A 24,811-nucleotide genomic window follows, 5' to 3' on the forward strand; every position below is an offset into this window, starting at 1 on the left:
ATTGTTATGCTGAGCTTGGCTTACCGTCAAGGCGCGTAGAATGGTGTGAGCGGCTGCGCTTCAAGGGGACTTGTTGAGCCTTGCGGGATCGTAGCACCCGAACTCATCCAAAGTGGAAGCGTCAACGTCCTCAGCCGTACCGGGAAGGATTTCGCCGCGCGCTTCATCTCGGATGCGGCTCTTCGGGCTTTTGAGCGGCGGGCAAACCCATTCGTCCTTCGCGGCATCCCATACCCGGAAGTGATGCACAGTCACCATGCGGTACGCTCCATGTGTGGCGGGAGGCAGCATCTGATCCGCCTGTCAGCAAGCCTATCAGACCACGCCCGTTCCGCCTGCCATCACCCCCAGTCGCGGTTACGCGCGTGCTTCTCACGTGCGCCTGAGCGCGATACTCGCGGGCGATACCACGCCATGCCGCGCGAGGGGTGCCGAGGGGGAAACTGGCGAACTCGAATGTGTCGATGCCGCCTCGTAAATCTGCGGAAAACATTTTGCCTTCCGATGCGAAGCTCGGCTCTTAGACTGTTTGGATCGAGCTTCTCTTTGCCCTGGACGTACATGCCGTTCTGGCGGATCGCGGGGAGCCTGGGGTAGTCGAATGTCCAGCCCTAAAGACAATGGGCACCCTGTTCGGATGCCCATCTCAAGCGCCACTGTAGTGCCCACCAGGGGGCGTGAACGGTGTGAAGGTAGTCAGGCGGCGGAAAGACCATCCAGGCCGCTGGTGGGCTTGCACGGGCGGCACAGGATGATGTGTGTCGCTCCTAGATGGAGCTGAATGGAGCTGCTCTGCCTGACACACTCAAACCACCGTCTCCCGTAGTTATCTGGGGTCCGACTGACGTATAACTCACCGAAATGAGGGACATCTACGTAGCAGCGACTGAGACAGAACTCCAACTCACAGCCCAAGAACTTCACAAGCATCGTTTTCACCCCTACCACTCGGCCACATCAGCGGTGGACGACTGCGGTTATCCAGATAAGCTCCGAAGATGTCCACGCGGCAAGAAGCTCGATTGATCTGGCTCCCAAATAGAGCTTAAATGCGCAAATGGTATTACAGGAGTGAAATCAATCCATCCGTGAAACAATCATCTGATTGATTTGGATAAAGTGCTCCTGTCGTCTCCGCCCCAGCCTGACAGGAACTCTACGGCAGTCGGAGCCGATAGGGTGACCTTCTCGCCCAACTGGATGGACACAAGTTCCGACACGAACGCTCGCCCCTTCCGCGTCAAGAACGCTACCTTCCTGCGGTACTCCTGCGGGTCGTCTATCGTCTCAATCAGGCCAAGGCCCGGCATGTCCCTACGGTGCCACTCGCCAAGAGCCATGAGGTTCCTTGAGATGGAAGCGTGTGCAAGCCCCGCTGCCGTACCTAGCTGCTTCATGTTGATCCCAGGCTGCTGAGCAATCTCAAGAACGATCTGAAGCGCATGAGGCGTCATTAAGTCGAGCCACCTCCCATCCTCTCGCCTGACATTCCCAGCATGTCTGGCAGCGCGGGTGATCCTGATGAGCTTGGCAACTTCGATTGAGGGAGTTGGATGGCTCACGTATACGCCGCTGTACAAGGTGGTTGATCGGATAGGCGCATCTGTCACAGCCACTCGCAGCAACGTCAAGCGTGCTATTTCATCAGATCATTGCCCCTGCTTCAATGAACGAGACTTAAAGTCTCTGTGTGTGGTCGAGCTATTCGAAGCCAAATTATTGATCTACCTGGGCCACCAGCTGCTCATTCTCGATCATCGTGAGCCGTGTGGCGGTAAGTGTGGCGCTGGTGAATGGTCGAAAAAAATCACAGGATGATCGCTCAGTTTACATCCAACCGCGCTGCTTGGCTGATGACGGGCCAGCCTGAGGGCCTCGATGTGCGTGGGGATGCGTGGTGCCTGATGCGCCTCCAGCTCCTGCCAGCGGTCGATGATCGCGGCCCGAAGCTACACCGAGTAGCCCGAGACGAGGATGAGACACTCGCGCTTGGGGAGGAGATAGCAGGGGCGCTCCTCACCCTTCGCGTCTCGATAGACCGACGCAAAACTGCGTTCGTTAAGACCGAGCTGGGAAAGCATGGCTCGATTGTCACGCATCACGTCAGCGTGGCGCTTACCGGTGCGATCTGCGATCTCCAGGCTCGACATCGTGAGCCCGTGCGGGATGGGGTTCAGCATGTTCATGGTGTGCTCCTCAGGGCCGCCTCACGCGCCCTGGGGCAGCCTCGCCACACGCAACTGCGCGACCTAGGTAGTTCCGAGACGCAGAATGCTACTTGTTGCCGTCGCAGCTCGTAGGTCGTCTTCGCACGTATCGAACCTGAAAGGCTGCATCGATGACGGACAAGCTCAAGAGGACGATACTCGGAGCGGTCATCGCCATCGCATTGGCAATCGCGGTGTCCTACGGGCTCATCACCCAACAGACCGCTGACGGCCTCCAGAACAAAGCCAATCAGGCGATAGCGGAGGACCAGGGCGTGCAGCCTCAGACACCGCAGCAACAGGCGCCTTCCAACCCCGCCCCACAGGCACCCAGGGCGCCTTCACCGCAGCCGAACGATCCCGCGACGCCTGCCCTCAGCCGGGCACCTCGGCAGTGACCTGGGGCACTCGCCAATAATGCCGAAGACACCTACAACAGTGGCTTTCCTAATCGCCATTCGCCAGCCCGACGCTACGGACCACACCTACGCAATCCTGGCGCAGACCGAGAGTGAAGCAGTCGAGATAGCGGCTGCCCAAGAGCCCAACGGCGCAAGCCCTCGGCATGTCGGGACCCTTGGGTCCTTAACCGTCAAGCGCATCAAGCTGAAGCCGGGTGAGGCTCGCATCGTCTAGGCCATAGTTGAATGAGAGGTCGCTGCCCCAAACGGAAAGCCCCCCGGCGTGAGGCCAACCGAGCGCGAAGATGGATGAGATGCTGTCTCTAACGGGCACCCTGGTCCCGCCGCCCAGACACCAAAGCTAGCTAATGAGGAAGATCGATGGTTCCTTGGTCTTCTTCAGCCGTGCACTGTCGGCAAACGCCCTGTGCATCGTCATAGATGTAACACCAGCCGTTTTTGCGAAACACCTTCATTTGGCCCGGCTGAGTAATAGCGATTGACAGGCTTTTTAGGTCATCGGGAAGAGAGGTGCGGCTCGCATCCGAGGATAGGACGAGTCTGGCAAATTCAGCCATCGCCTTGGTCAGGTTGTCATGCGCCGTCTTCAGAGATTCACGACTCTGTTCCATCCAACCAACCCTTCCGTAAATGCGGGGTGCAGCGTTGGTGGATACCATAATCTGCTTAGCCCTAAATCCATCAAACATATGAGGCGGCGCGGGCCAATCTGGGCTAGCCGAGTGCCGAATCTTTTGGGCACGATGTCAGTCGCGAGGCATATCCTGGCGTAGAAATGCAGGCGATGGAGTGAGGCTCCTCCTCATCGCCTCCCGCCCTGAATGAGTCTTAGGCCCATCAGCCCAGGCGGCAAGTCTGGCGGCGTGGGCGCTCGCTCTAGGTCCGGGAAGTGTGCATGGCAGCGGGGTACGTACTGATTCCCCTTCCGCCGCCCAGGGTGGTCCCGATGCGGGCAGTCCAGGGCGATGAGCTTCAAGACATCCTCCAGCGGCGTCTCAGGGCCGAACCGTGCGGCCAGCCTCGCGAGCCTGTAACTCCCCGTCCGGTGCGGGCACATGGTGCAAGCCACGCGGACCACGACATACGGATAGGCCGCGAGGTTCGGAACGGCATCAGGCTTCCTCGGCGGCATCGTCTAGACCACCCCGCACATACCCTCGCGAGATGAGGCGGCTGTGCGCTCGGGCTCGCCTGTCGCCTTCCATGAGGTCCGCCAGGGCGTCCGTGATGGCGATGCGGAGCGCCTGTCCCTCGTTGCCTGCAGTTGTCAGGAGGTAGGCCTGGGCGATGGCCTCGATAGGACAGGAGGCGATGGGTGGCCGGGTGTCTTCTCTCGGTGCCACGTGACGATGCCCCTTTGATCCGCAATGAGAACGGATGAGGAACACGCCACAGGCCGATGGGTTCGGTCAAGGGCGGCGAGATTGTTTCGCACTCAGCCGCGCGCGTGGCGCGGCGCCGCTATAGCCCCTCTGGCCCCGAACTTGTTTGCCGCCTTCGTATGGCCGCGCTTCCCTCTCACATGAGCCTTATGCACCGTATCGCACGCCTTCTCGGCTGGTTCGCTCTGGCCGCTCTCGTCTTCGTAACGGTCGCTCCCATCGGCTTGCGTCCTGTTTCGGGTGCTCCGGTTAGCCTGGAGCGCCTCAGTGCGTTCGCGGTGTTGGGCTTCCTGTTCGCCTTTGGCTACCCCAAGCGTCCGGTGCAGGTGCTGGCTCTCGTCATCATCGCCGCTGCGGGGCTGGAGGCGTTCCAACTGTTGGAGGCCACGCGCCACGGTCGCATGGGGGACTTCCTCTTCAAGGCAACAGGCGGGAGCATTGGTGTGCTGGTGGGCTGGTCACTGGCGACGCTGCCTGTCTTGCGGCGAGGAGTTCAGGCACGGTTCTGACAGTAAGCCTTGCGCCCCTACGCCTTCCCCTGGTTAGCTCCCATCCATGAGCTACGTGGATCGCATTGCGCGCCTGCGCATCACCCTCAACGACACTGAGCCGCCCATCTGGCGCACTGTCGAGGCGCCGCTCACGACCAGCCTCAAGGGCCTCCATGAAGTCATCCAGGCGGCGATGCCCTTCGAGGACTACCACCTGTTCGACTTCCGAGTGGGTGAGCGACGCTATGCCATCCCCGCCCCAGAGTTCGATGGTCCGGAGACCCGCGACGCGAAGTCAACAAAGCTTGGGCTGATCCTTGAGCGCGGGGCGACAGAGTTCCTTTACACCTACGATTTCGGGGACAACTGGCAACACACGGTGACTGTCGAAGCGGTCACCGAAGCGGACCCATCGGTGGCCTATCCGCGCCTCGTAGCGGGCGAGCGAAGGGCACCTCCTGAGGACGTTGGGGGCACTTGGGGCTTCGAAGAGTTCGTAGAGGCCATGACCAAGCCTCGGCACCGCGAGAAGAAAGCGATGCTGGAGTGGTACGGTGGCCCCTTCGATCCTGAGACGATGGACCTTGAGGCCATTGAGGCGGGTATGAGCAAGCTGGTCCAGCGTCGGGCAATCGGATTGGCAGGGTTCGCAAAGAGCCAGAGCAAACGGAGTTAAGCGCGCGTACCTTGCTGAGAGGACAGAAGGGGCCTTCGTCTCAAGGCCACGAGTCGATAAGGGCCATTACGCGCAACGCTTCGAGCACTGCACCGGCGATTGCACGGGCCTCAGAGTTTCCCTCCTCCGTCGCTGGGAGAACGGCTAAGGGATAACTCATGTTTGTTTCGTAGTGGGTGAGCTTCACGTTCAGCATACGGTACGAGCCTGGGTGGTTGATGCCGTAGAGCGCCACACCGTATGACCCGACCTTTCCGTAACTCCTCACCAGTTCACATGGGTCAAGGGCTAATACCGCTGGGCTCACCCCAGCCTTCGGGCTAAAATCCGGTCGCACGATATCGCCCATAACGAGTATCCCGTGCTGCGATTGAGGTGCACCGTGCGCTCTCTTCGAACCCCGCGCCATCTTATTCGTGATGTACGTCATTTGGTGAGGGCCGGATGCGCTAGTCAGCGTCAAAACCCTACAAGAATGGTCTTCATGCCGTATGGAAACCACTGGGGATCGTATCCAGCATTTCGCCGGATCGTGTTCCGGACTCGCAAAGAGAACGCCTCACTACTAATCATGAACCGAACATCTCCGCGCCGACTAAATATCGTCAGAGACTTGTGTTCGTCGTCAACAATTTTATCATATGTGTTATAGATGGCAGTTAGAAAGCCCAAGCCTTCAGCAGAGTAGGGCTCCCGAAAGTTGGCATCTAGAACATCCGTGGCATCGAGAAATTTCTGAAAGTTCTTTTGAATTGCGACCTGAAGAAGGATCAATTGCTTGCCGCCGGATATTTTCGAGGGCGGTGAGAGACCCTTGGGACGTACGTGAGCGTCGAGCAGGACCTCGCCATAACCACTAGGTCTGACGGCAACGACGCACACAGTCGACATGGCTGGCTTCCGCCGGTCGCTTTGTGAACCGGACGGTCTTGTAGCACGGTATCGCCAACGGGGCTTGTGTCCGGCACTATTCGGCGGACTACGAGGGCATGGGTCGCCACATCGGCAAAGGGGAATTGAAGTGGTGGGGGTAGTAGGCGGGGCCACTTGGATGCTGCGTGGACCGTCGCAAGCCTAGGCAAACGAGAGATCACTTCGAGCGTGATTTAGGTCCGCCAAAGCCTTGCTGGAACAACTTCATGAATGCTTCCTGCATTTGCTCAGGGTTCTGAGGAACGAGTGACATCCAGCTTTTCAGCACGGTCTCAGGTGAGAAGCGGTCCATCTCAGCCAGCATGCGCTTTTCCATTTCAGCCATGACCGCAGCCTGTATGGGCTGAAGGTCTGGTAGCCCAAGAAAAGCTCGGGCTTCCTGAGGGCTGCAATCGATGTTCACTGTGACTTTCATCGCTCTCCCCCTGGCTGATTCGGTATGTTCTCCGAGGAACGGCTTCGCCGATACCATGGTTCAACAGGGTTAATTTGTACCTGTGGTGGGAGGCATGCCAGCGGGCAACATATGTATTGAGCAATCTATCTACCGAATCTCAAATAGGGCACCTGATAAACCCTCAAAAAAATCCGAGAAGTAGACAGCCAAGAGTTAGCAGGGTCACTGTGCTTACAAGGATAGCACCTTTGTCATCGCGGACAAAAGGGTCGCGAAGCAGAAATATCAAGCTCACGGCTACCTCCCGAGACAAATGCTGGATTATGCTAATCGTTCATTCTTGCCATTCAGAGACATTTGAGGACACCGACTTATTATCCCGCTCAAAGCGCCTACTAAGCTGTTGGGCCACGTGAATCGGAACTCCGTACTTGCCGGAGATTTTTGCAACTACGTCTTCGAGTTCGCTTTGTGTGCAGTCCTCATTCTGCAATGCCATAGCGAGCTTGTCAGAAGCAGTCATCATCCTCAGGTCATGCTTGATTTGAATAGAGGAAGGCAAGGTAACCTTGCGGCCGAACTTAAGGGCGACACGCATTGACTTCCTCCGCTACACAAAAATAATAGAGTTAAGAAAAATAATTTCTAGACCTGCATCTTGAATCGTAGCTACATCGTACTCTGATATTTCGAATATTGATAGCGATTGAGAATTTTATTTGCAGATATTTTTGGACGATATAATTAGCCCTGCGGCTGTCACGATGAGCACGTAGAGTTTCTCTTGGTGATACCTCAAGGTCGTTGTGGTCGCGGTCAGCGCTTCCGCTCGGGCATCCCGCGTGGCCACTGGCTCACGACGATCTTCGTGGCGCCCTTTCGCCTGTGGAGCAGGTGTTCGCCTTAACCTCCACGCTAGGCGACACTGTCCTCCTCGACAGCCTGCCTGCCCACAAAGGTGCAGCAATCCAAGCCATCATCGAGGCGCGCGGCGTTCGCGATAAGCTATCTTGGTAAGGGCCTGAGCGAGGATATAGACGAGGACCCCTCCCACGAAGCGGGCTGTTGGAGGTTCCTCATAGCTTTTCAGATAGCGTAGCGAGGAAACAGCTTCAGCTCCGCTGCCATGTCCTCGATAGTGGGCGTCTCGTAGTCGTCGCCCACATCGTCTGAGGCGTGTCCGCAAAAGGCAAATCGGATGCGCTTCTCGATCTTCGCGCGTGCCGCTCGGCGCTTAAAAGTGTGTCGCCATGCGTGGTTTGGGCTGATGTTCGTATCGGTGACACCAAGCCCTCTCACCCATTCGGCCAGCTTGTTACGCTGCTTTACCCAAGGTGCCTGAACGGGGTTGGTCGGATCGTCCCGCACTACGCGCTTCGCAGCAGGATCATAGAACAGCGGCCCCTGCCCTGCGCCTGTCACGAACTCGATCAGCCCCAGCTCAAGAAGGTGCTCGTGAAGCGGCACCGTTCGAGCCTGTCCACCCTTCACAGTGCCAGCCTCAGGGTTGATCTTCATCAGCCAGAAGCCGTCCCGATGCTGGGTAAAATCTTCAGCACGGAGCTGCGTGACCTCCCCTGGACGTGAGCCTGTGTAGGCGCAAATCCAAGGCACCCACCTCCGAGCTGCGATATTGTGAGATGCCATCCGCCCTTCAGGTGGCCTCTGGGTGGCCTTGAGGATGGTTTGCCATTCTTCCTCCAAGAACTCTCGCTCGCGCACCTTCGGCTGCGCCTTACCGACAGCCACGCTCACCCCAGCGAAGGGGTTGAGAGCGATCGTCTTGTTATCCAGCGCCCAACCAAAACCCACGCGAGCTGCACGGAGCCACACGTCATTCACGACCCGAGCAGAGCGGTCAGCCGTAACAAGGGTGTTCTTCCACCCGATGGCGTCGTCCCCGGTGATAGCAGCGATGTCTCGGCCCTCGAAGAAGGCGTCCAGCCCTTTGAACACGGCACGCCAGCGATCCACCGTCGCTGCCCCAGGCTTGCGCTCGGAGACCCATGCCTCGAACAAGGACCAACAGGTGAGCCCAGCCGCTTTCCCAGGAACGGCCTGACGAAACTCCGGGTATCGCTCCACGCGTCCATCAGCCGAGAAATCTCCGTCAGCACGTCGTCTGAGGGTGGAAGCGGCAGCGAGGAGTTCGCCTTCGACAATGTCGAGGAACGCGTCTGTCGCCTCTTTGGTAAGGCAGATGCCCTGCTCCCCGAGGAACGTTGCGATGAGCCCCAGCTCTCCCACGACCCCACGGATGTGCCTCCGTGCGGCCGGGCTCTCCACAGGATCGTCAGGGCTATGCGTGTCGTCCCGGCCAGCAAAGCGCAACCGGGCATCTTCCAGCGCTTCGTGTAGGCCGTCCCACCGTTCTGGTGGATCGGCTTCAGCCTCATGCCTTGCGACGAACCACGCGTACCACTGGCCTACCAGCCCATGAGCCTCTCGGTGGTTCAGGGTGCGCCCCTCACCCCTTGCAGCAGCTCTCAACGCCTCGATACGGCCCGTCACGGTCGCGTCCCACTCGCGCAGCTCAGCCTTCGCAGAGCCCGTGGATAAGCTCCCAGGGCGACGGAAACGCTCCTCCTGAGAGACGCCGAACGCGCGCTTGTATGATTCGCGAACGTCCTTCGGGATGCCCTTACGGGCGAACCAATCCCCATTGGGAGCACGGCTGAGGGAGGTCATCGGAACGGCCATTTGTAGCGCCCTTTGTAGCGAGGAGCGCCGAAAAACACCTTGTTGCCAGCATCTTACTGGCACCGTTCACAATTTCAATGGTTTGGTGCGGACGGCGGGACTCGAACCCGCACAGCCTTTCAGCCGCAAGATTTTAAGTCTCGTGCGTCTACCGGTTTCGCCACGTCCGCATGCCGGCATCAGCGGTAGCGGGGCGGCCTCCGCAGATCAAGGCGTCCAGCCGTACAGCCAGGCATAGCGTCGGTTCATCCCGTCCGGGCCGAGACGGCGCATCACGGCATTGCGGATCGTGCCGACGAGAGCACCCGCATGATAGGTCCGGCCATTGGCGCGGGCCGCCCGGCGAACGCGGCGCACGCGGACACGGCGCACCGCATCGTATCGGGCCAGGGCAGCCTCGAGGTGGACGTCGTCCGCACCGAGTTCCCGGGCGAGGATCGCCGCATCTTCGATCGCAAGGGCGGCGCCCTGCGCGAGGAATGGCAGGATCGGATGGGCGGCGTCGCCGATCAGGGCCAAGCGTCCGCGCGCCATCGGACGTGCCGCACCGCGATCCTCCAGGGACCAGACCAGCCAGGAATCCGGCACGGCCAGGAGGGCCGCGAGGGGGGCGGCCGCGTCGCGAAAGCGGGCGCGCAGCACGGCGGGCTCACCGAGCTGGCCCCAGCCCTCGCTGCCCTTCCGTTCCGGAATGACCGCGACGACGTTGATGTGCTGTCCACCCCGGATCGGGTAATGCACCACGTGGCGCGCCGGCCCGAGCCAGAGGCCCGTGGCCTCCCCGGACAGTTCCGGCGGCAGCGCTTCCCGCGGAACGATCGCCCGCCATGCCGCGGCACGCCCCGAGCGCAGGTCCTTGCCGTCGAGGTGGCCGCGCAGGCGGGAGCGGACTCCGTCGGCGCCGATGACGAGGTCGGCGGAAAAGCGCTCGGTCCGCGTGCCCGTGCCGCTCTCCAGGGTGAGGTCGACACCGTCCGCTCGCTCCGCCAGACCGGTCACGTCCCGTCCCACCAGCAGGCGGATTCCCGGGCGGCTGCGCACGGCATCGAGGAGCAGGGTCTGCAGGTCGGCCCGGTGGATGACGTAGTAGGGCGCGCCGAAGCGCTCGCGCAGGTGGGCGCCCAGGGTGACGCCCCCGATGACCGCCCCGCTCGTCAGGGCGCGCACCACCACCGCTGGCGGTTCGCTCGCCGCGCGCCGTAGCGCAGCACCGAGCCCGAGTCCGATCAGCACCCGGCTGGCATTCGGGGAGAGCTGAATCCCGGCACCGACTTCACTGAAGCCGGTGCGGCGCTCGATGAGTGTGACAGCATGGCCGGCGGCATCGAGGGTGAGCGCGGCCGTCAGGCCGCCGATGCCCGCGCCGACGATGGCGATGTTCAGTGCCGGCACGGAGCCGCTCCGCGGAGTCAGGCGGCGGCCGAGGTCCGGTCGTCCCAGACACAGATCGCCGGGTCGGCGTTTCCGGCGGCCAGGGTGGGCCGGTAGCGGAACAGCGTCGAGCAATACTGGCAGATGGTCTCGTCGTCCGTGCCCATGTCGAGGAAGATGTGGGGATGGTCGAAGGGGGGCTTGGCCCCGATGCACATGAACTCCTTGGAGCCGACGTGAATCACCGCCACGCCGGGCTCGTTGTGGAAATGCGGGACCGCCTTGTCAGCCATCGCCTCGTCCTGCCTGCCGGCCCGTCGAGGACGCGTCCTCGCGCGGGCATCCGTGTTGTCGGGGTCTGCCGGGACCTGTCTCTAGCCTCTCCCCCGGCGCAAGCCTAGTGCGCAGCGCGCGAAGGGTTGGCCTCGCGCGCACGTCACCGTACATAGGGACGGGCTCCGCCCCGGTTCTCCCCCGGTTCTCCTCCGCGAAACGTCCCCATGACCCAGAACGAACAGGCCGTGTCCGACAGCGGGCGCCGCGCCCCCCAGCCGCCGATCCATGGACCGGACGCCTTCGCGGGCATGCGCAAGGCCGGACGTCTGACCGCAGAGGCCCTGGACATCCTGATGGAGGCCACCGCGCCCGGCGTCACGACGGACCATCTCGACAAGCTCGCCTACACCTTCGCGATGGATCACGGCGCCTACCCGGCCTCGCTGCTCTACCGCGGCTACCCGAAGTCGATCTGCACCTCGATCAACCACGTGGTCTGCCACGGCATCCCGAACGACAAGCCCCTGCGCGAGGGGGACATCGTCAACCTGGACATCTGCCTCATCGTCGATGGCTGGCACGGCGATTCGAGCCGGATGGCCTATGTCGGCGATGTGCCGCGCAAGGCCCAGCGCCTGTGCGAGATCACCCACGAATGCCTGATGCGCGGCATCGCGGCAATCAAGCCGGGGGGCTCGACCACGGATATCGGCCGCGCGATCCAGGCCTATGCCGAGGCGGAGCGCTGCTCCGTGGTGCGCGACTTCTGTGGACACGGCCTCGGGCGGACCTACCACGACGCCCCGACCATCCTGCACTACGTCGAGCCGAGCTACGACGTGAAGTTTCAACCCGGCCAATTCTTCACCGTGGAGCCCATGATCAATCTCGGCCGCCCGGCCGTGAAGGTCCTCTCCGACGGCTGGACGGCGGTCACCCGGGACCGCTCGCTCTCGGCACAGTTCGAGCACACGGTCGCGGTGACGGAGATGGGGGCGGAGATCTTCACGCTCTCGCCCAAGGGCCTGCATCAGCCCGCGCCAACGGCGGGCTGATCCCGGGGCCATGACCGCCCGGCCGCCGTCCACGCCCGACCCATTGGACGGCGAACCGCATTACCTCGGCCATCGCGATCGCCTGCGTACCCGTTTCACCCAGGGCGGGGCCGAGGCCCTGCCGGATTACGAGCTTCTCGAACTCGCCCTGTTCCGGGCCATTCCCCGCCGGGACGTGAAGCCCCTGGCCAAGGCCCTGATCCGGCGCTTCGGCAGCTTTGCCGAGGTGGTGAGCGCAAAGCCGGCGCGACTTGCTGAAATTGAAGGCATCGGTCCCGGGGTCATTGCCGACCTGAAGCTCATCGAGGCGGCCGGGCATCGGCTGGCCCGCGGGGCGATCGCCGACCGGCCCCTGCTCTCCTCCTGGAGCGCCGTGCTCGAATATTGCCGCGCTACCATGGCCTTCGCGGCGCGCGAGCAGTTCCGCGTGCTGTTCCTCGACCGGCGCAACCACCTCATTGCCGACGAGGTCCAGGGACGGGGAACCGTCGATCACACGCCGGTCTACCCGCGCGAGGTCGCGCGCCGTGCCCTCGAACTCTCGGCCACCGCCATCATCCTGGCCCACAACCATCCCTCAGGCGACCCCACTCCCTCGGCCGCCGACATCCGGATGACCCGCGAGCTCATCGGGGTGCTGGACCCCCTCGGCATCCTGATCCACGATCACATCATCCTGGGTCGGGAGGGTCACGCCAGCTTCAAAGGCTTGAAGTTGATCTGAACGTGCTACCGTACACGCAAGGGCGGTGGGCGCGCACTTCGATCTCAGGTCGCTGGCGCGCCTCTTGCCTAGACAAGAACGGTGTTCAAGGGGGAGACGCGAATGGCGCTCGCTGCATTCGACGAGATGACCGGGCTGCCCGATGGGGCGCTGAGCAACCCCGCCGTGCGCGAAGCCTACGACAGCCTGAAGCACTGGCTCGACACCACGCCGCCCGAACATTTCAACACCCGCCGCAGCCAGGCCGAGATGCTGTTCCGGCGCATCGGCATCACCTTCGCGGTCTACGGCGCGAACGAGTCCACCGAACGGCTGATCCCCTTCGACATTATCCCACGGGTCATCACCAAGCCCGAATGGGGCTTCTTGGAGCGGGGCCTCAAGCAGCGCGTCACCGCCATCAACGCGTTCCTGAAGGACATCTACGGCGCGCAGGAATGCATCAAGGCCGGCGTGATCCCGGCCGACCTCGTCTATCGCAACCCGCATTACCGCATGGAGATGCGCGCCTTCCGGGTGCCCCACGACCTCTACGTCCACATCGCCGGCATCGACATCGTCCGCACCGGGGAGAACGACTTCTTCGTCCTGGAGGACAATGCCCGGACCCCCTCCGGCGTCTCCTACATGCTGGAGAACCGCGAGGTCATGCTGCGGCTGTTCCCGGAGCTGTTCTCCCGCCATCGCGTCGCGCCGGTGGAGAACTATCCCGACGCCCTGCTGGCGACCCTGCGCAGCCTCGCGCCCTCCACGGCGACCCGTGACCCCACCGTCGCGCTGCTCACGCCGGGCCGCTACAACTCGGCCTTCTACGAACACTCGTTCCTGGCCGACAAGCTCGGCGTCGACCTCGTCGAGGCCTCGGACCTCTTCACCAAGGACGACGTCGTCTACATGCGGACGACCGAGGGGCCGCGCCGGGTCGACGTGCTGTACCGCCGGCTCGACGACGACTTCCTTGATCCGCTGGTCTTCCGGCCCGACTCCGTGCTCGGCGTCCCCGGTATCATGAACGCCTACGAGCGCGGGACGGTGACTCTCGCCAACGCGGTCGGCACCGGCATCGCCGACGACAAGGCGGTCTACAGCTACATGCCGGAGATCGTGAAGTTCTTCACCGGCGAGGAGCCGATCCTGCACAACGTGCCAACCTATCGCTGCCGCGAGAAGGAGGCCTTCGCCTACGTCATGGACAATCTCGGCGACCTCGTGGTGAAGGAGGTCAACGGCTCCGGCGGCTACGGCATGCTGGTCGGCCCGCACGCCACCAAGCGCGAGATCGAGGAGTTCGGGCGGAAGCTGAAGCACGCCCCGGACGGCTTCATCGCCCAGCCGACCCTGGCGCTCTCCACATGCCCGACCTTCGTCGCGTCCGGCGTCGCGCCCCGGCACGTGGACCTGCGCCCCTTCGTGCTGTGCGGCTCGGACGAGATCCGTATCGTTCCCGGCGGGCTCACCCGGGTCGCCCTGAAGGAAGGGTCGCTGGTCGTGAACTCGAGCCAGGGCGGCGGCACCAAGGATACCTGGGTCCTCGACGCCTGAGACATCGCGCGACATCCGGCCGGAGGTTCCGTGCCGGGTGCCTTTCCAAGCCCATGCCGGCTCCGGCATAGTCCTTTCCGCCCAACGGCCAGCATTTCCGACGCCGGCCGACGTCCCGATGGAACCCCATGCTGTCCCGGACCGCCGACAACCTGTACTGGCTCTCGCGCTACGCCGAGCGGGCGGAGTTCGTCGCCCGCATCCTCGATGCCGCCCTGCGCCTGGCTGCGCTGCCGTCGAGCTACGGCGGCGGCGAGACCAACGAGTGGGCCTCGGCCCTGGCCTCGGCGGGCGATCCGGAAGTGTTCAAGCCGCTCTACGCCAGCGTCACGGAAGCGACCGTCTGCGACTTCCTCGCCTTCAGCCCCCACAACCCCTCCTCGATCCGCTCCTGCATCGAGACCGCGCGCGAGAATGCCCGCAGCGTCCGCACGGCGCTGACGACGGAAATGTGGGACGCCATCAACGGCGCGTGGCTCGAACTGCGCAACTACGAGGGGCGCGACCTCAATCGCGACGAGTTCACCCGCTTCCTCGACTGGGTGAAGGGTGTCTCCCTGGCCTTCGACGGCTCGGCCTACCGCACGATGCTGCGCAACGACGCCTACTGGTTCACCCGGCTCGGCACGGCCATCGAGCGAGCGGACAACACCGCCCGCATCCTTGACGTGAAATACCGCATCCTGCTGCCGGCGTCGGAGAAGGTCGGCGGCAGCCTCGACTATTTCCAGTGGACCACGATCCTGCGCGAGGTCTCGGCCTTCAACGCCTATCACTGGGTCTACCGCGAGAGCGTGAAGCCGCTCCTCGTGGCCGACCTCCTGATCCTGAACCGACAGATGCCGCGCTCCTTCACCAATTGCTACGGCATGCTGGTGGAGCACCTCGACCTCATCGCCGACGCCTACGGGCGGCGCGGCGCGAGCCAGCGCCTCGCCAGCAACACCCTGGCGCGCCTGGAGGGCGAGAATATCAACCGCATCTTCTCCTCCGGCCTGCATGAGTTCGTGACGGAGTTCATCGTCGAGAACAATCGCCTCGGCGCAGCGGTCATCGAGCAATATCTGGTATAGGGCCGGCCCCGGCCCGACGCCGCGCAAAGGTCGCCGCATGCGAATTCGCGTCTTCCACGAGACCAACTACACCTACGAGCAGCCCGCCCGCGGGCTGATCCAGGTCCTGCGCCTGCGCCCTCGCGACCACGACGGCCAGTACGTCCGGCGCTGGCGCATCGAGCCCTCCGTCGACGGCCGCGTGAGCGAGCGCGAGGACGGCTTCGGCAACGTGGTGCACTGGTTCACGGCGGACGAGCCGGCCGAGGCCCTGTCGATCCGGGTCACCGGAGAGGTCGACACGCTCGAGATGCACGGCATCGTGCGCGGCACCATCGAGCGCCTGCCGGACGTGTTCTACCTGCGGGATTCGGATCTCGCGCTGGCCAACGACGCCATCCAGGCCTTCGCCCAGGAGGTCGCGGCAGCCGGCGATCCGGCCCCCCTGCCCTGCCTGCACCGGCTGCTCGCCGCCGTGCACCAGCGGGTCGCCTTCGTCCCCGGCCCGGCCAGTGCCAGCACGAACGCCGCGCAGGCCTTCGCGCAGGAGAAGGGCGTCTGCCAGGACCTCACCCATCTCTTCATCGCGGCAGCGCGCCACCTGGAGATTCCCACCCGCTACGTCTCGGGCTACTACCACCACGCCGACCGGGACGCGGATCAGGGCTCCGGCCATGCCTGGGCCGAATCCCTGGTCCCGGGGCTCGGCTGGATCGGCTTCGATGCCGCCCACGGCATCGCCACCACCGAGGCGCATATCCGCGTGGCCGTCGCCCTCGACTATCTCGGGGCGGCCCCGATCCGCGGCAGCCGCATGGGCGGCGGCACAGAAACACTCGACGTGACGCTTCGCGTCGAGCAGGCACAGGCTTCCGTCCAGTCCTGATCGCGGGCGGACGCGCGAGAAAGACCGCACCATGACCTACTGCGTCGGTGTCCTCGTCGAGGAGGGGCTGGTGATGATCGCCGACACCCGGACCAATGCCGGGCTCGACGACATCTCGACCTATCGCAAGCTCCACCACTTCAACGTGCCGGGCGAGCGCGTAATGATGCTGGCGTCCGCTGGCAATCTCTCGATCACCCAGTCGGTCCTCAGCCTCCTGGCCGAGGGCGTGGAGGGCGATGCCGGCGAGCCGAAGATGAAGCTCGTCGAGGCGCCGACCATGTTCCAGGCGGCCCAGCTCGTCGGCCGCGCCATCCGGCGGGTTCGCGAGATCGAGAAGGCGGGGTTCGAGGCGGCCAACCTGCGCTTCTCCGTCTCTCTGCTGTTCGGCGGACAGATCGGCTCCGACCCGATGAAGCTCTACCTGATCTACTCGGCCGGCAACTTCATCGAGTGCAGCGGCGACGCCCCCTTCCTGCAGATCGGGGAACACAAGTACGGCAAGCCGATCCTCGACAGGGCGGTGAAGTACGAGACCGACCTCTACGACGCCCTCAAGGTCGGCCTCGTCTCGATGGATTCGACGATGCGGTCGAATCTCGGCGTCGGCCTGCCCATCGACATCGCGGTCGCCCGCCGCAACGCCCTCGACCTCGAGGTGAACCACCGGATCGAGGCTGGCGAGAGCTACTTCCACGACCTGCGCGAGCGCTGGTCGGCGGCCCTGCGCGCCGCCCACCGGGCCATCCCCCGGCCGCCCTACGGCCCGGCGACGGCGAAATGATCAGGCCCTCGGGCCACCGAGGAGCCTGAGCGCACCTTCCGCAAGCTCGTTCGTCAGGCGACCCGCTTCCGTCTCACGGGCGAGCGGCGCACCCTGCCCTGCCCAGAGCGGCGAGAAATCGCCCGAACCACGCCGCTCGGCCTCGACCCGTAGAGGCTGCAGGCCGATGGCCGCCGTGGGGAACACCGGCGCGTCGGCGCGCAAGGGCCCGAGTTCGCGGATGACGCGATTGACGAGACCGCGGGCGGGCTTACCCGTCAGCACGTTGGTGATCGCCGTGTCCTCGTCGCGCGCCCGGCGCAGGGCATCGCTATGCGGCTGCGAGAGACCGGCCTCCGGGCAGCGCAGGTAGGCGGTGCCGATCTGAACAGCGGAGGCGCCGAGCATGAACGCGGCGGAGATTCCACGCCGATCGGCGATGCCCCCGGCCGCGATTACGGGCACGTCCACCGCATCGACCACCTGGGGCACCAGCGCCATCGTGCCGACCTGTGTCGCGGGATCGTTGCCGAGGAACAGGCCGCGGTGCCCACCGGCCTCGGCGCCCTGGGCGATGATGGCATCGACTCCGCGTTCGGCGAGCCAGCGCGCCTCCCGCACGGTGGTGGCGGACGAGAGAATGAAGCAGCCGAGCGCCCGCACGCGGTCGAGGAGAGCCGCTTCCGGCAGGCCGAAATGGAAGCTCACCACCGCGGGGCGGATCTCCGCGATGGCGTCGAGCATCGCCGCGTCGAAGGGCGACCGCTGCGCCATGGCGATCGGAGCCGCCGGGTCGAGGCCGAGTTCCGCATAGTAGGGGGCGAGCCGGCTGCGCCAGGCCGCTTCGCGCGCCGCATCGATCGCTTCCGGCACGTGGCAGAAGAAGTTGAGGTTGAACGGTGCATCGGTCCTCGACCGGATCGCCTTCGCTTCGGTGCGGACCGTGTCAGGGGTCATCGCCGCACAGGCGAGGGAGCCGAGACCGCCGGCCGCACTGACGCTGGCGGCGAGGGCCGGCTTCGGCCCGATCATCGGCGCCTGGATGATCGGGTGCCGCACCGCGACGCGCTCGAGAAAGCGGTTCTGACCCCACATGCGCTGGCTCCTGGCCCGTCACCGTTCGTCGGATGCCGCGCCGAGGCGGGCGAGATAGGCGCGTAACCCGTCCTCCGGATCCGCGGCGCGCATCAGCGCGCCCATCACCGCGACACCGGCGGCCCCCGCTTCGCGGCATTGGCTTACGCGATCGACCGTGATTCCCCCGAGGGCGATGACCGGCATGCCGAACGCGGCGGCGGTTCGGAGTGCCTCCACTCCGAGGGCGGGACCGTAGCCCGGCTTGCTCGGCGTTGGAAAGATCGGGCTGAGGGTGGCGTAGTCGGCACCGGCCCGGGCAGCGACCGCGACCTCCTCCGGCGTATGCGCCGAAACGCCGATGCGACCGCCGGGCAGGCATCGGCGGGCTCGGGCGATCTCGGTGGCGGTGGTCCCACCGGGCAGATGGACGCCGTCCGCCTTTAAGTCGGCCGCAAGCGCCGCATCGGCTCCGATGGTGAGGAAACCGCCCTCGCGCCGAACGAGATGCGCGATGTCCCGGGAGAGTGCACGCCGTGCATCCGGTGCCAGGTCGCGCTCGCGAAACCAGACCCAGCAGGCGCCGGCGCGCAGGAGGCGTTCGAGGATGGCACGAAGCTGCCGGGCGGCGACCTCCGGCGCGTCGGTCGCCGAGCGGTCCGTCACCACCAGGAGCCGCGCGGGCAGGCCGCTCATCGCCGCGCGCCGGGGGCCGGTGCGTCGCTCGCGGCCCGGCTCACGAACCCACGAGACCCAGCTGCGGGCTCGAAGGCTCGGCCCGGCCCCGCTTCGGGATGCGGCCGGCGAGATACGCGTCGCGGCCAGCCTGGACGGCATTGCGCATGGCGCGGGCCATGCGCACGGGATCGTCCGCCTTGGCGACGGCGGTGTTGAGGAGGCAGCCGGCGGCGCCGAGCTCCATGGCGATCACCGCGTCGGAAGCGGTGCCGATGCCGGCATCGACGATCACCGGCACCGGGGATCGCCGACAGATGAGTTCGAGGTTGGCCGGGTTGGCTACCCCCATGCCGGAACCGATCAGCGAGCCCATGGGCATCACGGCGGCGCATCCGAGATCGGCGAGGCGCTGGCAGACCACCGGATCGTCGTTGCAATAGGGCAGCACGGTGAATCCGTCGTCAACGAGGTGGCGGCAAGCCTCCAGCAGCTCGGCCACATCGGGATACAGCGTCTCGCGGTCGCCGATGACCTCGACCTTGATCCAATTCGTGTCGAGGGCTTCGCGAGCGAGCTCGGCGGTCATGATCGCGTCGCGCGCCGTCTCGCAGCCGGCGGTGTTGGGCAGGAACCGGTGCCCCTCGAGCCGCCGCAGGGTGTCCGAGCCGTGCCCCTGGAGCGAAACCCGCCGGATCGAGGCCGTGACCACCTCGGCGCCGGAGGCGGCCACCGCATCGAAGAGGATGCTCTGAGTGGGATAGCCGGCGGTGCCGATGAACAGGCGCGAGCCGAGGCTCACACCGCCGATCACCAGCGTGTCCGTGTCGTTCGCGATCTCGGTCATTCCGGGCCTTCCTGCCATAGTGTCCTCCTTCCCGATCATCCGCCCTGCATCGCGCGGACGATCTCGACGCGGTCGCCCTCGCCGAGGGCGGTGGTGGCCCAGTCCCGGCGCCGAACCACGGAGCCGTTGAGCGCGATGGCGATGCCCTGCGGGCTCTCGATGCCGGTCTCCTCGGCCTCCTCGCGGAACAGGGCGTCGAGGTCAGCGGCCGTGCTGTCGCGGGCCTCGCCGTTCACCGTGAGCCTCATGCGAAAGCCCTTTCCGGCAGCCGCGCGAAGCGGGCCCGGCCGAACTTCCGGGCGTAGTCCGGGAGGGCGCCCTCGGTCACGAGGGCCGCGACCGCATCGGCGGTGGCGGGGGCCAGGAGGTAGCCGTTGCGGTGATGGCCGGTGGCCACGACGAGGCCGGGCGCCAGGGCGTCGATGATCGGAGCATCGTCGTCCGAGGTCGGCCGGAAGCCGCTCCAGACCGCCTCCACCGCCATCTCCTCGATACCGGGCAGGATGCGGCGGGCTCCCTCCAGCAGAGCGTAGAGACCTCCGGCCGTGACACCGGGGACGAATCCGCAATCCTCCACCGTCGCGCCGACGATGAGATGGCCGTCGCTCTTCGGTGCCATGTGGACCTGCTCGGTCCAGACCATGTGGGTGAGGGTGCCAGTGCGGGCGGTGGTCCGCAGGGCGAGGGACTGGCCGCGCAGGGGCCGGACCGGAAGAGCGAGATGGTCGGGCAGGAGCCCCGCCTCCCCGCTCCAGGCACCGGAGGCGAGCACGACGGTGTCGGCCCGGCTCATACCCTGTGCCGTGCGCACGCCGGTGACCCGCCCGGCGCTCCAATCCAGGGCCTCGACCGCGCTTCCCTCCACGATGGCAACCCCGGCTGCGAGGCAAGCCCGCACGAGGGCGGCCATCACCCGGCTCGGATCGACCTGGTGGTCATGCGGGCAGAACAGGCCGGCGGTGACCGCGGGGCGCAGGCGCGGCTCGCGGGCCCGCACCTCCGGACCGGTGAGCCATCGAGCGTCAAGGCCGGAGCGCTTCTGAAGGTCGTGCCGGAAGCGCAGGCGCTCCACCTCGTCCCGTCCGATGGCGAGTACCAGGGTGCCCTCCTCCCGGTAGTCGATGTCGAGGGCGGCCGCGGCCTGAAGCTGGTCGCGAAAGCCCGGCCAGCGCGACAGGCTCTCAAGGGCCAGAGGCAGGAGCGGGTCGGAGCCGGGTTCGTGCTCGGCGGCGGGGGCCAGCATGCCGGTGGCGGCGAGGCTCGCCCCGGCCCCGACGGTGTCGCGCTCCAGGACAGTCACGGAAAGTCCGGCCTGGGCCAGGCGCCACGCCGCCGACAGCCCGATTAGGCCGGCGCCGACGACGACCACGTCACTGCGGGCCGGGGCGACGGCGGCCGGCGGGGCAGCGCCGTGCGTCCGCCGCAGGTTGAGGAAGGAACTCGGGGTCACGTCCAACGCAATCTCCGCGACAGGCGTCGAGATTGGTGGGCTGCAGCTTCGAATGGTGAAGCGTGCCGGGCTTGAGGAGAAACCCGCGGTCCAATCCCTACGCCGGTATGAACCGGGTCAGGTTCGAAGGATTTCCGCGCCGCCATCCGCGAACGGACGGCCATCGGTTTCTCAGCCCCTTGCCGGGGATCTCCCTGGAACATCCCTGATGTGGGCCGTCCACGCGCCGGGGTCAATCCCCGCGGGGGGCTCAGGCGGCGGGCGGACGCGCCGGCCGATAGACGCCCATGGACTCGGTGAACCCGTCGAGCGCGTGTTCGCCGAGGGGCTCCGGCATGTCCCAGAGGAAATCGACGAAGGGCTTCGTCATCAGAATCGGCTCGCCGAGCGTCCGGTTCAGGCGGGCGACGCGACTCGCGAGGTTCACGTCGCGGCCGATGACCGTGAAGTCCAGCCGCGCGCCGGAGCCGACATTGCCGTAGGCGGCCTCCCCGTGATGCAGGGCGATGCCGGCGGCCACCGGGTTGGCGAACCGGCCCAGGGCATTGGCCTCGGCCAGGGCCGCCATCGCGCTCTGCGACGCCGTGAGCGCGCCCTTGGCCGCGCCGCCCAGGTCGTCGCCCGGCTCGCGAAAGATCGCCAGCAGGCCGTCGCCGAGATACTTCAGGACCTCGCCGCCCTCGCGCTCGATGGCCGGCACCAGACAGTCGAAGAAGATGTTCAGGAGGTCGACCGCCTCCTCCGGCGTCATGTCGGCGGAGATGCGCGTGTAATCGCGCATGTCGGCAAACAGGATCGCCGAGCGGATGCGCTGGACGTGGCCGCGTCGGATGGAGCCGCCGAGGATCGCCTTGTGCGGCTCGTCCCCGACATAGATCCGCAGCACGTGGTCGAGTTGCTTGTTGACGCTGCGCATCTCCATTACGGCCGCGAGGGTCGGCATGACGAAGCGGAGGATCGCCACGTCCTCGTCGCGGAATCCCGCCTCGGATCGGGTCGCGAACGAGATGCCGTTGCGGGTGCCGTTGGTGAAGAACAGCGGCGCGACGATGTAGTGCCGATACCCCTCGGCCTTCAGGTCCGGGATGACCGCGAAGGCATCATCGGGCGTCTCTGCGAGATCGAGAATCAGCCACTCGCCGGTCTCGTGGACGCGAAAGAACGGGCTGGCGCGATAGGCCCTGTCCGACGCCTCCCCGTGAGGGAACAGGCGGACCGTGGAACCGCTCTCGCGGGTCCAGAACCGCCCGACGCCGGAATACTCGGAATGCAGGGCATCGATGGCGGTGGTGGCGCGGTCCACCGGCACGTCGAGGGCGATCAGGCGCTCGGCGAGCCCGGAGAGCAGGTCCTCCGCCTTCGGCATGCGCGCGCCCTCGCTCAGCAGCCAGTCGCGCAGGGCGACGCATTGCTGCAGGGCGCCGAAAGGCACGTCGGCCGCCTCCGAGCCGTCGGCTTCGGCGGTGGGGGAAGGCTGGGGCGGGCCTCGATCGAGCATATGGCCAAGGTGGGTTGGGAGACGGCGTCCGGCAACGGCCACCACTCGGGTTTTGTGAGTATCGTGCAGGCGTGGCCGCTTCAACATCGCAGACCGGGCCGGGCGCCGGAGCCGACGCCGTGCGGCACGCCTCATGCGCGCCGATGGCCTGGAACACCGTCGAAACGAAAGAGCCGGCCCCGAGAGGAACCGGCTCTTTCGCAGGGGGCGTCGGCCGGGGCGAGCCGGCACAACCTAAGACGTCAGTTGTCGAGGAAGCTGCGCAGCTTGCGCGACCGGCTCGGGTGCTTGAGCTTGCGCAGGGCCTTCGCCTCGATCTGACGGATGCGCTCGCGGGTCACCGAGAACTGCTGGCCGACCTCCTCGAGGGTGTGGTCGGTGTTCATGCCGATACCGAAGCGCATGCGCAGCACCCGCTCCTCGCGGGGCGTGAGCGAGGCGAGCACGCGCGTCGTGGTCTCGCGCAGGTTCGACTGGATCGCCGCGTCGATGGGCAGGACGACGTTCTTGTCCTCGATGAAGTCGCCGAGGTGCGAATCCTCCTCGTCGCCGATGGGCGTCTCGAGGGAAATCGGCTCCTTGGCGATCTTGAGAACCTTGCGCACCTTCTCCAGCGGCATGGCGAGCTTCTCGGCCAGCTCCTCCGGGGTCGGCTCGCGCCCGATCTCGTGCAGCATCTGGCGCGAGGTCCGGACGATCTTGTTGATCGTCTCGATCATGTGCACCGGAATGCGGATCGTGCGGGCCTGGTCGGCGATCGAGCGGGTGATCGCCTGCCGGATCCACCAAGTCGCGTAGGTCGAGAACTTGTAGCCGCGGCGGTACTCGAACTTGTCGACCGCCTTCATCAGGCCGATGTTGCCCTCCTGGATCAGGTCCAGGAACTGCAGGCCGCGGTTGGTGTACTTCTTGGCGATTGAGATCACGAGACGCAGGTTGGCCTCGATCATCTCCTTCTTGGCCTGACGGGCTTCGCGTTCGCCCTTCTGGACCATGTTGACGATCTTGCGGTACTCGCCGATCTCCAGGCCCGTCTCGGAGGCCAGGGTCAGAATCTGCTCGCGCAGGCGGGCCACCTCGTTCGAGCCCTTCTCGACGAGATTCTTCCAGCCGCGACCGCCGAGGCTGCCGACGCGCTCCATCCAGTTCGGGTCGAGTTCCCAGCCCTGGTAGTGGCGCAGGAACTCGTCGCGGGCGACGCCGTGGCTCTCGGCGTAGCGCATCAGGCGGCCCTCATGGGAAATGAGGCGCTTGTTGATGTCGTAGAGCTGCTCGACCAGGGCCTCGATACGGTTGGCATTGAGAGAGAGCGACTTCACGTCGGTGACGACGGCGTCCTTCAGCTCCTCCTGCTTGCGCTCCTGCGCATTGGTGCGGGTGCCGCCCGAGGCCTTCAGCTCGGCATGCTCGATCTGCAGCTTGCGCAGCTTGCGGTAATTGTTGGCGATGTTGTCGAACGTCTCCAGGACGCGCGGCTTGATCTCCGTCTCCATGGCCGCCAGGGAGACATTGTTCTCCATGTCGTCCTCGTCGTCGCCCTCCGGCGGCGTCGGCGCATCGCCCTCGCCGTCCTCGGTCTCCTCGGCGCCGTCGGCGATCTGCATCGCGTTCTTGGCGTCCGGGCCCGCATAGGTGGCTTCGAGGTCGATAATCTCGCGTAGCAACACCCGGCCGTCGACGAGCTCGTCGCGCCAGATGATGATGGCCTGGAAGGTCAGCGGGCTCTCGCAGAGCCCGGCGATCATCGCCTCGCGACCGGCCTCGATGCGCTTGGCGATGGCGATCTCGCCCTCGCGGGACAGGAGCTCCACGGAGCCCATCTCGCGCAGGTACATGCGCACGGGATCGTCCGTGCGGTCGGTGGGTTCCTTGGTGGTCTCGGCGCGCAGGGCGACGGGCTTGGTCGGCGCGATCTCCGCGACCTCGGTGCCCTCGGCCCCTTCCTCGTCGTCGGCCTCGCCGTTGGCCTTGGCCTCCGTCGTCTCCTCGGTCTCTTCCGCCTCGACGACGTTGATGCCCATCTCCGAGAGCTGCGAGAGCACGTCCTCGATCTGGTCGGGGTCGGACTGGCCGTCGGGCAGAACCTCGTTGATCTCCTCGTAGGTGATGTAGCCGCGCTTCTTGGCGAGCTTCACCATCCGCTTGACGGAGGCATCCGTCAGATCGAGGAGCGGCCCGTCGGTCTGTTGCTCCGGAGCAGCATCCGTCTCGTCCCGTTCCGTTGCCTTCGTCGCCATGGTCCGCCTATGGTTGTCGTGTCAGCGTCGCGCGGGAGCGTGTCGCTCACTCCGCGTCGTCGACGCCGAAATGCATGTGATGTGCGGACCGCCGAAGTGACAGCCGCGTCGATATCAGATCCCGGTATGCAAGCGAGACGCTTGACCGATTGT

The 24,811-nt window shown here is 65.2% G+C and carries 26 protein-coding genes, 1 tRNA gene and 1 riboswitch; of the genes, 9 read left to right on the forward strand and 18 right to left on the reverse strand.

Annotation, left to right across the window (positions count from 1 at the left end; translation table 11 throughout):
- Positions 1 to 60: 60 nt before the first annotated feature.
- Both AC1MGR_RS21090 and AC1MGR_RS21095 read right to left on the reverse strand, forming a co-directional pair.
- The gene (locus AC1MGR_RS21090) at positions 61 to 258 is read right to left on the reverse strand and encodes a hypothetical protein (protein WP_480232830.1); all 198 of its coding nucleotides are present in this window, start codon (positions 256 to 258) and stop codon (positions 61 to 63) included.
- Positions 259 to 1,949: 1,691 nt separating this feature from the next.
- Positions 1,950 to 2,186: a Rha family transcriptional regulator gene (locus AC1MGR_RS21095; protein WP_480232831.1), complete on the reverse strand. Its 237-nt coding sequence runs from the start codon at positions 2,184 to 2,186 to the stop codon at positions 1,950 to 1,952.
- Positions 2,187 to 2,338: 152 nt separating this feature from the next.
- Here AC1MGR_RS21095 and AC1MGR_RS21100 point away from each other — a divergent pair, with 152 nt between their 5' ends.
- Positions 2,339 to 2,605 carry a hypothetical protein gene (locus AC1MGR_RS21100; protein ID WP_480232832.1) on the forward strand — a complete coding sequence of 89 codons (267 nt, stop codon included), beginning with the start codon at positions 2,339 to 2,341 and terminating at the stop codon, positions 2,603 to 2,605.
- Positions 2,606 to 2,973: 368 nt separating this feature from the next.
- Here the strand turns inward: AC1MGR_RS21100 and AC1MGR_RS21105 are convergent, their stop codons facing one another.
- Both AC1MGR_RS21105 and AC1MGR_RS21110 read right to left on the reverse strand, forming a co-directional pair.
- Positions 2,974 to 3,240: a hypothetical protein gene (locus AC1MGR_RS21105; RefSeq protein ID WP_480232833.1), complete on the reverse strand. Its 267-nt coding sequence runs from the start codon at positions 3,238 to 3,240 to the stop codon at positions 2,974 to 2,976.
- Between the two features lie 501 nt (positions 3,241 to 3,741).
- The gene (locus AC1MGR_RS21110) at positions 3,742 to 3,972 is read right to left on the reverse strand and encodes a hypothetical protein (RefSeq protein ID WP_480232834.1); all 231 of its coding nucleotides are present in this window, start codon (positions 3,970 to 3,972) and stop codon (positions 3,742 to 3,744) included.
- Positions 3,973 to 4,028: 56 nt separating this feature from the next.
- Between AC1MGR_RS21110 and AC1MGR_RS21115 the strand changes: the two genes are divergently transcribed.
- Both AC1MGR_RS21115 and AC1MGR_RS21120 read left to right on the forward strand, forming a co-directional pair.
- Positions 4,029 to 4,520: a VanZ family protein gene (locus AC1MGR_RS21115; RefSeq protein WP_480232835.1), complete on the forward strand. Its 492-nt coding sequence runs from the start codon at positions 4,029 to 4,031 to the stop codon at positions 4,518 to 4,520.
- Positions 4,521 to 4,566: 46 nt separating this feature from the next.
- A complete protein-coding gene (locus AC1MGR_RS21120; protein ID WP_480232836.1) occupies positions 4,567 to 5,178 on the forward strand; it encodes a plasmid pRiA4b ORF-3 family protein in 612 nt (203 codons plus the stop codon).
- 459 nt (positions 5,179 to 5,637) lie between these two features.
- On the opposite strand, the gene AC1MGR_RS21125 is transcribed toward AC1MGR_RS21120, so the two are convergent.
- From AC1MGR_RS21125 to AC1MGR_RS21155, 7 genes are all read right to left on the reverse strand, one after another.
- Positions 5,638 to 6,069 carry a hypothetical protein gene (locus AC1MGR_RS21125; RefSeq protein WP_480232837.1) on the reverse strand — a complete coding sequence of 144 codons (432 nt, stop codon included), beginning with the start codon at positions 6,067 to 6,069 and terminating at the stop codon, positions 5,638 to 5,640.
- A gap of 199 nt (positions 6,070 to 6,268) precedes the next feature.
- The gene (locus tag AC1MGR_RS21130) at positions 6,269 to 6,526 is read right to left on the reverse strand and encodes a DUF6489 family protein (protein WP_480232838.1); all 258 of its coding nucleotides are present in this window, start codon (positions 6,524 to 6,526) and stop codon (positions 6,269 to 6,271) included.
- A 316-nt stretch (positions 6,527 to 6,842) separates the two neighbouring features.
- Positions 6,843 to 7,106, reverse strand: a complete 264-nt coding sequence (locus AC1MGR_RS21135) for a hypothetical protein (RefSeq protein ID WP_480232839.1) — start codon at positions 7,104 to 7,106, stop codon at positions 6,843 to 6,845.
- Positions 7,107 to 7,594: 488 nt separating this feature from the next.
- Entirely contained in the window at positions 7,595 to 9,196 is a 1,602-nt protein-coding gene (locus AC1MGR_RS21140) for a hypothetical protein (RefSeq protein ID WP_480232840.1), read from the reverse strand.
- Between the two features lie 95 nt (positions 9,197 to 9,291).
- Positions 9,292 to 9,378: transfer RNA gene (locus tag AC1MGR_RS21145), tRNA-Leu, on the reverse strand.
- Between the two features lie 37 nt (positions 9,379 to 9,415).
- Entirely contained in the window at positions 9,416 to 10,600 is a 1,185-nt protein-coding gene (locus AC1MGR_RS21150) for an FAD-dependent monooxygenase (protein WP_480232841.1), read from the reverse strand.
- 17 nt (positions 10,601 to 10,617) lie between these two features.
- Positions 10,618 to 10,872, reverse strand: a complete 255-nt coding sequence (locus tag AC1MGR_RS21155; protein WP_055956304.1) for a zinc-finger domain-containing protein — start codon at positions 10,870 to 10,872, stop codon at positions 10,618 to 10,620.
- 207 nt (positions 10,873 to 11,079) lie between these two features.
- Between AC1MGR_RS21155 and map the strand changes: the two genes are divergently transcribed.
- The 6 genes from map to AC1MGR_RS21185 all read left to right on the forward strand — a co-directional run bounded on the left by map (position 11,080) and on the right by AC1MGR_RS21185 (position 16,898).
- Positions 11,080 to 11,910: a type I methionyl aminopeptidase gene (gene map, locus AC1MGR_RS21160; RefSeq protein ID WP_480232842.1), complete on the forward strand. Its 831-nt coding sequence runs from the start codon at positions 11,080 to 11,082 to the stop codon at positions 11,908 to 11,910.
- 10 nt (positions 11,911 to 11,920) lie between these two features.
- On the forward strand, positions 11,921 to 12,634 hold the full coding sequence (radC, locus tag AC1MGR_RS21165) for a RadC family protein (protein WP_480232843.1): 714 nt from the start codon (positions 11,921 to 11,923) through the stop codon (positions 12,632 to 12,634).
- 102 nt (positions 12,635 to 12,736) lie between these two features.
- Positions 12,737 to 14,176 (forward strand): circularly permuted type 2 ATP-grasp protein, encoded by a 1,440-nt coding sequence (locus AC1MGR_RS21170; RefSeq protein WP_108034896.1) that lies wholly within the window; start codon positions 12,737 to 12,739, stop codon positions 14,174 to 14,176.
- Positions 14,177 to 14,304: 128 nt separating this feature from the next.
- Positions 14,305 to 15,249, forward strand: coding sequence for an alpha-E domain-containing protein (locus AC1MGR_RS21175; protein WP_108034895.1), 945 nt, complete (start codon positions 14,305 to 14,307; stop codon positions 15,247 to 15,249).
- Positions 15,250 to 15,286: 37 nt separating this feature from the next.
- Entirely contained in the window at positions 15,287 to 16,114 is an 828-nt protein-coding gene (locus AC1MGR_RS21180; protein WP_480232844.1) for a transglutaminase family protein, read from the forward strand.
- 31 nt (positions 16,115 to 16,145) lie between these two features.
- Positions 16,146 to 16,898, forward strand: coding sequence for a proteasome-type protease (locus AC1MGR_RS21185; protein ID WP_056218845.1), 753 nt, complete (start codon positions 16,146 to 16,148; stop codon positions 16,896 to 16,898).
- On the opposite strand, the gene AC1MGR_RS21190 is transcribed toward AC1MGR_RS21185, so the two are convergent.
- The 7 genes from AC1MGR_RS21190 to rpoD form a co-directional block, all read right to left on the reverse strand.
- On the reverse strand, positions 16,899 to 17,972 hold the full coding sequence (locus AC1MGR_RS21190) for an NAD(P)H-dependent flavin oxidoreductase (RefSeq protein ID WP_480232845.1): 1,074 nt from the start codon (positions 17,970 to 17,972) through the stop codon (positions 16,899 to 16,901).
- 18 nt (positions 17,973 to 17,990) lie between these two features.
- A complete protein-coding gene (locus AC1MGR_RS21195; protein ID WP_480232846.1) occupies positions 17,991 to 18,647 on the reverse strand; it encodes a thiamine phosphate synthase in 657 nt (218 codons plus the stop codon).
- A gap of 40 nt (positions 18,648 to 18,687) precedes the next feature.
- Entirely contained in the window at positions 18,688 to 19,473 is a 786-nt protein-coding gene (thiG, locus tag AC1MGR_RS21200) for a thiazole synthase (RefSeq protein ID WP_480232847.1), read from the reverse strand.
- Between the two features lie 35 nt (positions 19,474 to 19,508).
- Positions 19,509 to 19,721 carry a sulfur carrier protein ThiS gene (gene thiS, locus AC1MGR_RS21205; RefSeq protein ID WP_108034890.1) on the reverse strand — a complete coding sequence of 71 codons (213 nt, stop codon included), beginning with the start codon at positions 19,719 to 19,721 and terminating at the stop codon, positions 19,509 to 19,511.
- Positions 19,718 to 20,923, reverse strand: coding sequence for a glycine oxidase ThiO (gene thiO / locus AC1MGR_RS21210; RefSeq protein WP_480232848.1), 1,206 nt, complete (start codon positions 20,921 to 20,923; stop codon positions 19,718 to 19,720). Before thiO ends, thiS begins: the two co-directional genes overlap by 4 nt.
- A 76-nt stretch (positions 20,924 to 20,999) precedes the next feature.
- Positions 21,000 to 21,128: riboswitch (TPP riboswitch) on the reverse strand.
- A 45-nt stretch (positions 21,129 to 21,173) separates the two neighbouring features.
- The gene (locus tag AC1MGR_RS21215; protein ID WP_480232849.1) at positions 21,174 to 22,421 is read right to left on the reverse strand and encodes an adenylate/guanylate cyclase domain-containing protein; all 1,248 of its coding nucleotides are present in this window, start codon (positions 22,419 to 22,421) and stop codon (positions 21,174 to 21,176) included.
- A 242-nt stretch (positions 22,422 to 22,663) separates the two neighbouring features.
- On the reverse strand, positions 22,664 to 24,658 hold the full coding sequence (rpoD, locus tag AC1MGR_RS21220) for an RNA polymerase sigma factor RpoD (protein ID WP_480232850.1): 1,995 nt from the start codon (positions 24,656 to 24,658) through the stop codon (positions 22,664 to 22,666).
- Between the last annotated feature and the right edge of the window lie 153 nt (positions 24,659 to 24,811).

The organism is Methylobacterium sp. BI1 (assembly GCF_056680125.1).